Source organism: Nonomuraea antri (assembly GCF_013283785.1).
In the GTDB taxonomy this organism is placed as follows: Bacteria; Actinomycetota; Actinomycetes; order Streptosporangiales; family Streptosporangiaceae; genus Nonomuraea; species Nonomuraea antri.
In genome coordinates this window covers 1-11,807 of record NZ_JABCPZ010000294.1, presented here as the reverse complement: position 1 = coordinate 11,807, position 11,807 = coordinate 1, and the positions used below count along the sequence as shown (strand labels likewise).

The following is an 11,807-nucleotide window of genomic DNA, read 5'->3' as shown; positions in this document are numbered from 1 at the left end:
ATGTGTATAAGAGCCAGAGTCGGCCCTGGCATGGGAGTGACCGTGAACGTGCCCGGTTCTGGCGTCGGCGGTGCGGCGTGGGAGTGAACGTGTCTCGTCACTGCGATGGCGGTGCCGCGTGCGGGTGATCCTGGCCGACGACTCCGTGCTGCTGCGCGAGGGGCTGAGCCGGCTGCTCGACGACGCCGGGCACGAGGTCGTGGCCGCCGTGGGCGACGCCGGCGCGCTGCTCGACGAGGTGCGGCGGCACCGTCCCGACGTGGCCGTCGTCGACGTGCGCATGCCGCCGTCGCACACCGACGAGGGCCTGCGCGCCGCGCTGGAGATCCGCGAACGCTGGCCGGAGGTCGGCGTGCTGGTCCTGTCGCAGTACGTGGAGAAGACCTACGCGGCCAAGCTGCTCACCGGATCGACCGAGCGGCTCGGATACCTGCTGAAGGACCGGGTGTCGGAGGTGGCGGAATTCCTCGGCTCGATCGAGCGGGTGCGCGCCGGCGGCACCGTCTTCGACCCCGAGGTGGTGCGGCAACTGCTCGCCCGCACCACGCGCGCCGACCCGCTGAGCCGGCTGAGCGGGCGCGAGCGCGAGGTGCTCCAGCATCTCGCGCAGGGTTTCGTGAACGCCGCCATCGCCGAACGCCTGCACGTGTCCGTGAGCACGGTGGAGAAGCACGTCAACGCGATCATGGAGAAGCTCGACCTGCCCCGCGACCCCGGCTACAGCCGCCGGGTGCTGGCGATCCTGCGCTACCTGGACGGCTGAGGCCCCTCGCCCGGCTCAATTCGCCTGGGCCACGATCACCCGGGGGCATCCGGGCAGCGCCCGCGTCTCCATCGGCTCCCACCCGGCGCCCGTCAGCCAGGAGCACACCTCGTCGTGCGGGTAGACCGTGGTGCCGTCGATCATCAGGTACTCGCCCGCGTGCAGCGCGTCCAGCGTCCGCTGCCTGGGCTCGTCGTCCAGGAAGAAGTCCAGCACCAGCAGCCTGGCTCCCGGCGCGGCGGCCTGCCTGGCGCGCTCGGCGATGCGGACGTTCTGCTCCGGCTCGTAGCGGTGCACCACGTGTTCGAGCAGCACCAGGTCGAAGCCGGACGGCACCTCGCCGGTGAGCACGTCGCTCTCCGTCACCGTCACCCGCTCGCCCACCCCGGCGTCGGCGAGCGTCTTGCGCGCGTGCCCGGTCAGCTGGCCGCCCGACAGGAACACCCCGGTGAGCCCGGGCGCGGACGTCAGCGCCTCGGCCAGGAACGCCCCGGACAGGCCGCCGAAGTCGAGCGCCCGCCGGTGCCCGCTGAAGTCGTACAGTTTGGCGAGCATCTTGGCGTGCAGCGCGTTGTAGGTCATCACGCCGGTCAGGAACGTGGTCATGCGTTCGCCGCCGAGGTCGAGCGGGGCTGGGCCGCCGGTGGCGACCGTCTCGTCGAAGGCCAGCCAGTGGCCGTAGCTGATGCCGTCCAGGAAGGTCAGGAACGGCCGCAGGTCGACGTCGTCGCCCGCGCCGGCCAGGTGCCTGGCGGCGTCGGGGGCGTTGGCGTAGCGCCCGTCGGCGCGGTCGAGCAGGCCGAGTCCGGTCATGGTGTCGGCGAGTATCCGCGTGGTGCGCTCCGGCAGGCCGGTGCGCGCGGCCAGCTCGGCCACGGTCGCCGGCCCGGCCGCGAGCGCGGCGAACAGGCCCGCCCTGGAGGCGGAGAAGAGCTGCTTGGCGGCCATGTAACCGGTGGCGACCGCCACGATCCTGTCCGGCTGGGAAGACATGCGCGACACTCCCTCAGGCGAAGAATATTGGAGATGCTATACGATTTCTGAGCCTTTGGCAGCGGCCGGAGCTCAGGTCCTGGGCGGTGGCGGGCCGGTCAGCGTTCGTGCACGATCCGGCCGCCGACCACGGTGAGCACGACCTCGGCCGCGCGCACGTCGGCGGGGCTCGCGTCCAGCAGTCCGGTGTCCAGGACGCACAGGTCGGCCACCTTGCCGGGCTCCAGCGACCCCTTCCACGACTCCGCGCCGTCCTGCCGGGCCGGCGTGCTCGTGTACGCGCGCAACGCCTGGTCGAGCGTCAGCCGGCGGCCGCTCTCGCGCCTGGACAGCGCGGCGGCGACGTGGTGGCGCCAGTCGGGGGTCAGGGCGGGGGCGTCGGAGCTGAGGCAGAGCGGGACCCCGGCCTCGACCGCGTCCCCGACCGGCCAGGCGGCGGTGGTCGTGCCGGATGTCCGGGTGTCCTGCGGCCCGCTCCAGGTGCGGGCCTCGTGCGGCGTTCGGCCGCCGTGGGGGGTGTCCGGGGCGCCGGCATCCTGTCGCATGCCGTTCCGTGGTGTGGCGGGCGTCTGGACGTCGTGCGGGGGGAGGGCGGCGAGGTCCGCCTGGGTGTTCAGGCCGATGCCGGCGGCGGCCATCGCGGCCAGCGTCGGTGAGTCCAGCAGGCCGGCGTGGATCAGGTAGTGGCGGCCGTCCGGGTGCGCGGCCAGCGAGCGGGGGGCGTCCGAGTAGGCGTCGTCCGGGTGCGGGTCCGGGTGCCGGTGCGGGTAGTCGTCGTCCGGGTCCGGGTGCCGGTGCGTGGGGTGTCGGAGGCGGGCCAGGGCGGTGGCGGCCGCTCTCGTGGCGGTGCCGCTCATGGCGTTCACCGCCACCTGGTGTCCCGCCCGGGCGGCCGCGCCGATCATCTGCGCCAGCGCGGCCTCGGGCCCGTCCACGCCGTCGGCGAAGATCTTCACCCCGGCCACCCTGAACCAGCCCGGCACGTCCGCCGGCGGGGTGAAGTCGCGCAGACCGTCCAGCAGCGCGGACGGTGAGCTCGGCCGGTTACGTTCGCCGAACAGCAGCAACGCCGTCACCCGGGCGCGCAGCAGGCCCTCGGCGGCCAGCTGGGCGTACTCCTCCAGCACCGCCGTGCCGAAGCAGCCCGTCGCGCCGGCGTCCTCGCCCGGGCCGAGACCTGGCTCGGTGTAGCTGGTGATGCCGAGGGAGGCGAGCAGGTCGCCGGTACGCAGGATGGCCGCACGCCGCTGCTCCGAGGTGCGGAGCCGGCCGGAGTCCGGCGCCGCCGGATGCGCCCCGGACGCGTGGGACGTCTCCGGCCCGGCCATGCCCCACACGGGCAGGCCGCCGGAGGACCGGTCACCGGAGAGCGGGCCGGCGAAGGTCGGGCCGCCGTGGAAGGGGCCGACGGGTGGCAGGCCGCCAGAGGTCGGGCCTTCTGGGAGCGGGCCGCCGGGGAGCGGGGTGGTTCTGCGGTGGCCGAGCCAGGCCCCGTGCAGGTGCGAGTCGTTGATCCCGGGCAGTACCGAGCGGCCGCCCAGCCGTATCACCCGCGTACCCGGCCCCACCAGCGGCTGGACCTGCAGCGGAGTGCCCACTCTGACGATTCGGCCGCCCGTGATCGCGATCGCGCCCGCCAGATGCCCGCCCGGGTTCATCGTGTGGATGACGCCCCCGGTCATGACCAGATCCGCCCACCCCTTGTCAGCCCAAGATTTCATGTCCGCTCCACTCTGGACACCTGGAATTCCACCCGCATAACGTACATGGAATCAGATACGATTTTGCGCGGGAGGTGCTGATGCCCCTGCATCCCGAAGCGCGGCGCGTCATCGAGCGGACCCTGATGGGTCCGGCTGACGGGCCGCCGCCGGAGGCGGCGGTGATGAGGGAGGAGTTCCGGAAGTACTGGGTCATGCCGGCCGACCTCCCCGCCGTGGGGAGCGTTGTCGACACGATATTTCCTGGTCCTGCGGTAAATATCCAGATTCGCCGGTATACCCCATCCGGAAATGGTCCTTTTCCTGCCTTTGTCTGGTTCCACGGGGGCGGCTGGGTCATCGGATCGCTCGACGAGAACGAGTTCGCCTGCCGGGCACTCTGCGCCGGCGCCGGGGCGGTGGTCATCTCGGTGGACTACCGGCTCGCACCGGAGAACCCGTTCCCCGCCGCGGCCGAGGACTGCTACGCCGCCGTGCGCTGGGTGCGCGAGCACGGTCCCGAGTTCGGCGTCGACCCGTCCCGCATCGCGGTCGGCGGTGAGAGCGCGGGCGGCAACCTCGCGGCGGTCGCCGCGCTCAAGTCACGCGACCTCGGCGGCCCGCCGCTGGCGCTGCAGGTGCTGATCTCACCGGTACTCGGCCACCCCGACGACGGCCGCGACTCCTATCGGGACTACGCTGACGGATATTTCCTGTCGAAGTCCAGCATGGACTGGTTCTTCACCCAGTACCCGAGAAACGCCGCCGACCTGAACGATCCGTACCTGCTCCCCCTGCGCGCGGACGACCTGTCCGGGCTGGCGCCCGCCCTCGTCCTCGGCGCCGAGTACGACGTCCTGCGTGATGAGGGCGAGGAGTACGCGGCCGCGCTGCGGCGTGCCGGCGTGCCCGCGGAACTGGTCAGGTTCGACGGCCTCATCCACGGCTTCTTCGGCCTGCTGCCCACCGAGCTGAGCGCCTCCAGGCTGGCGCACGAACGGGCGATCGCGGCCCTGCGCGCGGCCTTCGGGAGCCGCTGATGGGATCGCCGATGGAGCCGCTGCCGGCGTCGGGGGCCGGTCCGGACGTCCCGGATGTTCGCGAGGTGTCGAACATCCTGGACGTCCGGGGCATCAGCGTCTCCAGGGGAGAGGTCCCGATCGTCCACGAGGTCACGCTGGGCGTGGCCCCTGGCACCGTCACCGTCCTGCTCGGCGCGAACGGCGCGGGCAAGACCACGCTGCTCGACGGCATCGCCGGGCTGGCCAAGGCGTCCGCGGGCACGATCACGCTCGACGGCGCCGAGCTGGCCGGGCTGCCCACCTACCGGCGCGCCCAGGCCGGCCTCGGCTACGCCGAGCAGGCGCGCACCGTCTTCCGCACCCTCACGCTCGAACAGAACCTGCTCGTCTCCGGCGACGGTGACGGCGACGTGGCCATGGTGTACCGGCTGTTCCCCGAGCTGGAACGGCGGCGCTCGGTGCCCACCGGGCTCCTGTCCGGCGGCGAGCAGCAGATGCTCGTGCTCGGCCGGGCGCTCATCGCCGCGCCCAAGGTGGTGCTCATCGACGAGATGTCGCTCGGCCTGGCGCCGGTCGTGGTGCGCAGGCTGATGGCCTCCGTGCGCGACCTGACCGAGCTGGGCATCGCGGTGCTGCTGGTCGAGCAGTTCGCCAACCTGGCGCTGGAGATCGGCACTCGCGCGTACGTGCTGCGCAAGGGCCGGATCGTCTACGACGGCCCGTGCGCGGACCTGCGCGGGGCCGACGACCGGCTGCACGAGTTCTACTTCGGCACGGTGACGGAGACCGCCGGCGATACGGCAGCGGTCGCGGAAGGCGAAACCTCATGAACGCGCTGCTCAGGACGTGGGGCCCGGGACTCGGGCTGGCGCTGGCCGCCTGTGTGGTGCTGCCGCTCGTGCTGCCCCCGTACTGGATCTACCTGGCCGTCGCCGCCGTCGTCAGCGGCGTGCTGATGCAGAGCTACGGCGTCATCGTCGGCCGGGCCGGCGTGATGTCGCTGTGCCAGATGTCGTTCGCGGCGATCGGCGCCTGGGTGGTGCTCCGGCTGAACCTGGCCGACGCGCCCGGCGGCCTCCTGCTCTGGCTGCTGCTCGGCGGGCTCGCCGCGGTGCCGGTGGGAGTGGCGATCGGGCTGCCCGCGCTGCGGATCAGGGGCGTGAACCTGGCCGTGGTGACGCTCGGGTTCGCCGTGTCCACCGACATCGTGCTGAACGCCAACCAGTTCCCCGGCACCACCGAGCTCAAGACCGTGGTGCGGCCCGACCTGTTCGCCTCCGACGCCGCCTACTTCCGGCTGGCCGTGATCGTGTTCGTGCTGATCGCGATCGGGCTGGCGCTGCTGAACCAGACCAGGATCGGACGCTCCTGGCTGGAGCTGCGGCACTCCGAGCGGGCCGCCGCCGCGCACGGGATCTCGGTGGCGCGCAGCAAGCTCACCGCGTTCGCCATCAGCGCGTTCATCGCCGGTATCGGCGGCGGGCTGATGGCCGGCCAGCTCGGTTTGGTCGTTTCCGGAAACTTCGCCATGATGCAGTCTTTGGCGTTGTTCGCCGTGGCCGTGCTGATCGGCCCGCACAACCCGGAGGGCGCGGTCATGGGCGGCGTGTTCGGTGCGGTGATGGCCACCGTCCTGGAGAAGCTGCGCCTGCCCCAGGACCTGGGCGGAATCCTGTTCGGCGCGCTGGCCATCTTCGCCCTGCGCAGCGGGGTGAGCCAGACCGACTTCACGCGCGCGCGCAAGCGCGAACGCGACGCGCGCCGGCTGCTGGAGCCCGGGGCGCGCAAGACGCGCGCGCCCTTGGACGGTGACCAGGCAGCTGGGCTGGCGGCCGGTGACCCCCAAGGGCGCGCGTCCACCGGGGCGCCCGTGTCCACCGGAGCGCCCGTGTCCACCGAACTCGGCGGGCTGGACGTGCGCGGGCTGACCGTCAGGTTCGGCGAGGTCGTCGCGCTGGACGGGGTCGACCTCACCGTCCCCGCCGGCGGCGTCACCGGCCTGATCGGCCCCAACGGAGCGGGCAAGTCGACCCTGATCTCCGCCGTCACGGGTTTCCTCGCCCGCTACGACGGCACGGTGGAACTGGCCGGCCGGTCCATCGACCGGCTCACCCCCAGCGCGCGGGCCAGGCGTGGCCTGCGGCGCACCTTCCAGACCACCGCCATCGCACCCGAGCTCACCCAGGGCGAATACCTCGCGATCGTGGCCGGCCGCCGCCTGCGCGAGGAGGAGGCCGAGGACGTGCTGGCGTTCTTCGGCTGCCCACCGGCGGACGTGCCCGTCTCCATCCTGGACGCCGGCACCAGGCGGCTGCTCGACGTGGCCGCCGCGATCGCCGCCCGGCCACTGGTCGCGCTGCTCGACGAGCCGGGCGCGGGCCAGTCGGCCGCCGAGTCGCTGCGGCTCGGCCATCGTCTCGCCCAGGTCCCCGGCCGCTTCGGCGTGTCGATCCTGCTGGTCGAGCACGACATGGATCTCGTCCGAGCCGCCTGCGGCCACGTCACGGTGCTCGACTTCGGGCACGTGATCGCCTCAGGGCCGACGCTCGACGTGCTGGACGCCCCTGCCGTCCGGGCCGCCTATCTCGGGACAGTGTTGGAGGAGACATCGTGAAACGCGTACTCGTGGCCCTGGTCTTAGTCGTCGCCGCAACCGCCTGCTCGGGCGGCTCAGGGGGGAGCGGGACGATCAAGGTCGGAGCCATCAACGGCATCACCGGGCTGTTCCAGACGCCCGAGGTGCCACAGGCGGTCAAGGCCGTCTTCGAGGAGGTCAACGCGGCCGGCGGGATCAACGGCCGCAAGCTGGAGCTGATCAGCAAGGACGACGCGATGAACCCGCAGCGCGCCACGGAGGCCGCGCGCGAGCTCATCGACTCCGAGGAGGTGGTGGCCTTCGTCGGCTCGTCCAGCGCGGTGGACTGCGGGCTGAACCGCGCCACCTACAGCAAGGCGCAGGTCATCTCGATCCCGGCCGTGGGCGTCGACCCGGCCTGCTTCAACAGCCCGAACATCGCGCCGGTCAACCCGGGCCCGTTCAAGCTGCTGACGGCGATGCTCTACTACTCCTCCGAGACGCTCGGCCACCAGAAGGTGTGCCTGGCCTTCACCGTGCTGCCCGGCAGCGGCGGCGGCATCGACGCGGCCATCAAGGAGTGGACGGACCTGACCGGCAAGACGCTGACGGTCAAGGACACCTCCGTCGGGCAGGGCGACCCGACGCCGTACCTGGTCAAGCTCAAGTCGGCGGGCTGCCAGTCGGTCATCTACAACGCGCAGGTCGGGCCGTGGTTCGCGCAGGCCAAGACGCAGGGCATGACGGACGTCGAGTTCATCCTCATGGCCAACGCCTACACCGACGCCAACGCCGCGCTCATCCCCGCCGGGATGCGCGCCCAGGCCGGCACCGAGTGGCAGCCGTACACCGACGAGACGCTGCCGGGCAACGACCGCTGGGCGAAGGTCGTCAACACGAACAAGATCCAGAAGACCGCGTTCAGCCAGGGCGGCGTGATGGCGGCCGACGTGTTCGTCCAGGTGCTCAAGACGATCAAGGGTGACATCACCAGGGAGTCGGTCACCCAGGCGTTCAAGAACATGCAACCGATCAACTACCCGATGGTGGGCACCCCGTGGGTGTTCGGCCCCGGCGAGACGCACAACCCGATCGAGGGCAGCCGCTTCGTCAAGGCCGAGAACGGCAAGTGGGTCGTCCTGCCCGAGGGCTTCATCGTGCCGAAGAAGAACTGACCATGCTCAATTCTGTTGTCGCCGGTCTGACCAGCGGGGGCGTCTACGCACTGCTCGGGCTCTGCGTGGTGCTGACGTACCGGCTGGTCGCGGTGGTCAACTTCGCCATGGCGGCGATCGGCGCCATGGGCGCGTTCGTCATGGTGACGCTCACCGACGCGGGACTGAACGTGTGGCTCGCCCTGCTGGCCGGTGTGCTGGCGGGCGGGCTGCTGTCGGGCCTGCTCGGGGCCGGTCTGGTGCGCTGGTTCGGCGAGCACGACCTGCGCACCAAGGCCGCCGTCACGGTGGCCGTGTTCGTCGCGCTGATCTCGGTCGGGCTGCGCTTGTTCGGCAACAACACCAGCGGCGCCCGGCGCTTCCCGCAGCCGTTCGACGAGCCGGCGTTCACCGTCGGCGACGTGATCGTGCCGCAGGCGGTGCTGGTGTCGCTGTCGTTCGCGGTGCTGATCACCGTGGGCGTGGGCCTGCTGCTCGGGCGCACCCGCGTGGGCCTGCGCCTGCAGGCCCTGTCGGAGCGCCCGGCGACCGCGCAGGTCGTCGGCATCCCCGCGCCCAGGCTGGCCATGCTGGTCTGGGTGGCCATCGGCGCGATCAGCACGCTCGTCATCGTGCTGGTCGCGCCCAGGCTCGGCGGCGACTTCTCCACGCTGGCCAACCTGGTGACGACCGCGCTGGCGGTGGCCATGGTCGGCGCGTTCGGCAGCCTGTGGCTGACGCTGGCCGGCGGGCTGCTGCTGGGCTGCCTGGAAGGGGTGACCGCCTCGCTGGAGGCGGTCCAGCAGTATCGCGGGGTGCTGCCGTTCCTGGTCATGGTGGCGCTGCTGTGGTGGCGCAGCCGGCACCAGGTGTGGGACACCGAAGCGAACGTGTGAGACGAACAGCGAGGAGTGAGATGGTTCCCAGACGCCGGATCGGCCGGCACGGGCCCGAGGCGTCGGTGTTGTCGCTCGGCTCGTGGCACACCTACGACCGCATGGACTTCAAGGACGCGGTCGGCATGCTGCGCCACGCCGTCGACATCGGGATCAACCTGTTCGACGTGGGCGTCTACGGCCTGCCGGAGAATCCGCCGGTGTTCACGGACGTGCTGTTCTCCGCGATCGTCCGGGGTGCGGGCGTCGCCCGCGAGGACTACCTGCTGTCGGCCAAGCTGTGGCTGGAGGGCTACCCGGAGCAGCCGCTGCGCGCGCAGTTGGAACGTGCCCTGTTCCGGGCCGGCACCGACCACGCGGACCTGGCGGTGCTCGGCGACATCCACCGCGACGACCTGGACCTGCGGCGGCTGGCCCGCGAGATGGCCGCGCTGGAGTCGGAGGGACTGCTCGGCTGCTGGGGCGTCAACAACTGGTCGGCCACCTCGATCCTGACCATCCGCAACCACGCCGCCGACTTCGGCTCGCCCGGGCCGCAGCTCGCCCAGCTCAAGTACAGCCCGTGCCGCCGGTCGATCCCGGAGGGCGTGCCGTTCTCCGAGGTGTTCGACGCGGGCATCTCGCTGCAGGCCAGCGACGTGCTGGAAGGCGGCATCCTGGCGGGCAAGGCCAGCCCGGCCCGCCCGGTGTTCCCCGACGCGGGCGGGGTGCGCGAGCAGGTGGTCAAGGCCGCGGAGGGGATCGCCGAGGTCGCCGCCGCGCTGGAGACCACGCCCGCGCAGCTCTGCGTGGCCTTCTGCCTCACCCATCCGGCGGTGGCCACCGTGCTGTTCGGCGCGACCAGCCTGGCCCAGCTCGTGGACAACGCGGGCGCGCTCGACCTGGTGCGCCGGGTGGGCGCGGCGCGGATCCGCGAGGTGGTGGCGCCGTACTGGGTGGACGGCGACCTCGTGGACCCCGAAGGCCCCTGAGCGTCAATCCGCTTGGCCGGCCCGCTCCGCGAGGCCGGCCAGGTCGGCGGGCAGTTCGCCGGTCTCGTGGTAGACGCGCCACGTCTCCAGCCCCGGGAAGGCACCCGAGGTGAGCTCGGCGAGCAGCCCGCGGATCCAGGACGCCTCCGCCTCACGGACGGCCAGGTCGTACTCCGACTCGATCAGGAACAGCCGGGGGACGGTTCGGGCGTGCCCGGCCAGCGTGCCGCGCGCCTCCTCGATGCCCTTCTCCAGCAGCTCCAGCCGGCGGCGCAGGAGATCGGCCGCCTCGTCCGGGCGCAGCGCACCGAGCACCGACAGCCCGGCGCGGAAGCGCGGCTGCTCCGGCATGGGCGTGGAGACCAGCTCGCGGGCCCAGTCGATCAGCTCGGCGCGGCCGGCGTCGGTGATGCGGTAGACGGTGCGCTCCGGCCTGCGGCCCTCGCGCACGCTCTCCACGGCCGCGATCAGCTCATGTTTGTCCAGGTTGCGGACGACCGTGTAGAGCGACCCCCACTTGATCTCCATGTCCTGGTCCTTGCCCCAGGCCCGCAGCGCGGTGGCGATCTCGTACGGGTGCATCGGCCGCTGGGCCAGCGCGGACAGCACGGCGAGCGCCAGCAGGTTGGCGACCTTGCGCCGCTTCGGCATCACGCTCACCCCATCGTCCCCGTCGGCGATTACTCGCTGGCGAGGACAAGTGTACGCGCGGCGGCCGGACAAGGCCCGGCTCACCCCAGCGCGGCCCCGACCACCGCCATCACCGGGACCGACAGTCCCGTGGTCAGCAGGACGGAGCTGCGGGCCAGCCGCCTGCCCGTGTCGTAGGTGACCGCGTACACGTAGATGTTCTGCGCGGTCGGCAGCGCCGCGAACAGGGTGGCGGCCAGCAGCGCGGGGCCGTCCAGCCCGAGCAGGAACCGGGTGGTCAGGTACGCGATCGCGGGCTGGACGACGGACTTGAGCAGCACCGCCAGGCACACGTCCCGGCCGGTGCCGTCCTCGTCCGGCGCCGGGTCACCCGGTCCGCGTGCGGCCTGGCGGGAGGCGTACAGGCTGAGACCGAAGACCAGCAGCGCGACGGGCACCGCCGCGCCGCCGAGCAGGTCGACCGGGCGCATGACCTGCTCGGGCAGGCGCAGCCCGGCCAGCGCGCAGGCGAACCCGAGCAGCGAGGTGACCGTGAGCGGGTTGCGCACCGGCGTCAGCAGCGCCGCACGCGCCGAACCTGCGCGCTTGTCGAGGATCAGGAACGAGACCGGGGTGATCACGGTGAGCTGGAACAGCAGGATCGGCGCGATGAGCGCGGCGTCGCCGAGCACGTACAGGGCCAGCGGCAGGCCCAGGTTGCCGGCGTTGACGTAGGAGGAGGCGAGCGCGCCGATCGTCGCCCGCCGCGCGTCGCGCCGCCAGGCCAGCCGTGCCACCAGCACGAACACCAACTGGGTGCAGGCCACCGCGACGACCTGGCTGAGCAGCACCGGAGACAGCAGCGCGCTCAGGTCGGCCCTGGAGACGGTGGCGAACATCAGCGCGGGCGTGGCGACGTAGAACGTCAGCCGCGAAAGGACCAGTTCGTCGCTGGCGCGTAAGAGCCCGGCGGCGGCGATGACGTAGCCGAGGACGGCGACGGACACCAGGGCGGCGAATGCCGCGACAATCCCCGACAACTCCCGGACCTCCCGCAATCGGACGTCCGGCAGCGTATCGGGTGCCCGCCCGCCCCTGTCTCT

At 72.1% G+C, this 11,807-nt stretch carries 11 protein-coding genes; 7 read left to right on the top strand and 4 right to left on the bottom strand.

The window, feature by feature from the left end; genetic code table 11:
- Nucleotides 1-118: 118 nt before the first annotated feature.
- Nucleotides 119-763: a response regulator gene (locus HII36_RS49170; protein ID WP_173530294.1), complete on the top strand. Its 645-nt coding sequence runs from the start codon at nucleotides 119-121 to the stop codon at nucleotides 761-763.
- 15 nt (nucleotides 764-778) lie between these two features.
- Here the strand turns inward: HII36_RS49170 and HII36_RS49165 are convergent, their stop codons facing one another.
- Together HII36_RS49165 and HII36_RS49160 are read right to left on the bottom strand one after the other, a co-directional pair.
- The gene (locus HII36_RS49165; protein ID WP_173530293.1) at nucleotides 779-1,756 is read right to left on the bottom strand and encodes a methyltransferase; all 978 of its coding nucleotides are present in this window, start codon (nucleotides 1,754-1,756) and stop codon (nucleotides 779-781) included.
- Between the two features lie 98 nt (nucleotides 1,757-1,854).
- A complete protein-coding gene (locus HII36_RS49160) occupies nucleotides 1,855-3,477 on the bottom strand; it encodes an amidohydrolase family protein (protein ID WP_217370925.1) in 1,623 nt (540 codons plus the stop codon).
- Nucleotides 3,478-3,557: 80 nt separating this feature from the next.
- On the opposite strand from HII36_RS49160, the gene HII36_RS49155 reads away from it, so the two are divergent.
- Genes HII36_RS49155 through HII36_RS49130 form a run of 6 tightly spaced genes read left to right on the top strand, consistent with a single transcriptional unit; the run spans nucleotide 3,558 to nucleotide 10,074 of the window.
- Nucleotides 3,558-4,496 carry an alpha/beta hydrolase gene (locus HII36_RS49155; protein WP_173530298.1) on the top strand — a complete coding sequence of 313 codons (939 nt, stop codon included), beginning with the start codon at nucleotides 3,558-3,560 and terminating at the stop codon, nucleotides 4,494-4,496.
- On the top strand, nucleotides 4,496-5,308 hold the full coding sequence (locus HII36_RS49150; RefSeq protein ID WP_236004839.1) for an ABC transporter ATP-binding protein: 813 nt from the start codon (nucleotides 4,496-4,498) through the stop codon (nucleotides 5,306-5,308). Before HII36_RS49155 ends, HII36_RS49150 begins: the two co-directional genes overlap by 1 nt.
- Nucleotides 5,305-7,092 carry a branched-chain amino acid ABC transporter ATP-binding protein/permease gene (locus HII36_RS49145; RefSeq protein ID WP_173530292.1) on the top strand — a complete coding sequence of 596 codons (1,788 nt, stop codon included), beginning with the start codon at nucleotides 5,305-5,307 and terminating at the stop codon, nucleotides 7,090-7,092. Before HII36_RS49150 ends, HII36_RS49145 begins: the two co-directional genes overlap by 4 nt.
- The gene (locus HII36_RS49140) at nucleotides 7,089-8,228 is read left to right on the top strand and encodes an ABC transporter substrate-binding protein (protein ID WP_217370924.1); all 1,140 of its coding nucleotides are present in this window, start codon (nucleotides 7,089-7,091) and stop codon (nucleotides 8,226-8,228) included. Before HII36_RS49145 ends, HII36_RS49140 begins: the two co-directional genes overlap by 4 nt.
- 2 nt (nucleotides 8,229-8,230) lie before the next feature.
- Nucleotides 8,231-9,103: a branched-chain amino acid ABC transporter permease gene (locus HII36_RS49135; protein WP_173530291.1), complete on the top strand. Its 873-nt coding sequence runs from the start codon at nucleotides 8,231-8,233 to the stop codon at nucleotides 9,101-9,103.
- A 20-nt stretch (nucleotides 9,104-9,123) separates the two neighbouring features.
- Nucleotides 9,124-10,074, top strand: a complete 951-nt coding sequence (locus HII36_RS49130) for an aldo/keto reductase (protein WP_173530290.1) — start codon at nucleotides 9,124-9,126, stop codon at nucleotides 10,072-10,074.
- A 3-nt stretch (nucleotides 10,075-10,077) separates the two neighbouring features.
- Here HII36_RS49130 and HII36_RS49125 read toward each other — a convergent pair whose 3' ends face one another.
- Entirely contained in the window at nucleotides 10,078-10,725 is a 648-nt protein-coding gene (locus tag HII36_RS49125) for a PadR family transcriptional regulator (protein WP_173530295.1), read from the bottom strand.
- Between the two features lie 80 nt (nucleotides 10,726-10,805).
- Nucleotides 10,806-11,807, bottom strand: a 1,002-nt coding sequence (locus HII36_RS49120; RefSeq protein ID WP_217370923.1) for an AEC family transporter, incomplete at its 5' end; no start/stop codon positions are given.

Bases quoted from the DNA above. Each gene is read 5' to 3' on its own strand.
- HII36_RS49165 (WP_173530293.1), bottom strand. From the start codon at position 1,756: ATGTCTTCCCAGCCGGACAGGATCGTGGCGGTCGCCACCGGTTACATG.
- HII36_RS49160 (WP_217370925.1), bottom strand. From the start codon at position 3,477: ATGAAATCTTGGGCTGACAAGGGGTGGGCGGATCTGGTCATGACCGGG.
- HII36_RS49155 (WP_173530298.1), top strand. From the start codon at position 3,558: ATGCCCCTGCATCCCGAAGCGCGGCGCGTCATCGAGCGGACCCTGATG.
- HII36_RS49150 (WP_236004839.1), top strand. From the start codon at position 4,496: ATGGGATCGCCGATGGAGCCGCTGCCGGCGTCGGGGGCCGGTCCGGAC.
- HII36_RS49145 (WP_173530292.1), top strand. From the start codon at position 5,305: ATGAACGCGCTGCTCAGGACGTGGGGCCCGGGACTCGGGCTGGCGCTG.
- HII36_RS49135 (WP_173530291.1), top strand. From the start codon at position 8,231: ATGCTCAATTCTGTTGTCGCCGGTCTGACCAGCGGGGGCGTCTACGCA.
- HII36_RS49130 (WP_173530290.1), top strand. From the start codon at position 9,124: ATGGTTCCCAGACGCCGGATCGGCCGGCACGGGCCCGAGGCGTCGGTG.
- HII36_RS49125 (WP_173530295.1), bottom strand. From the start codon at position 10,725: ATGCCGAAGCGGCGCAAGGTCGCCAACCTGCTGGCGCTCGCCGTGCTG.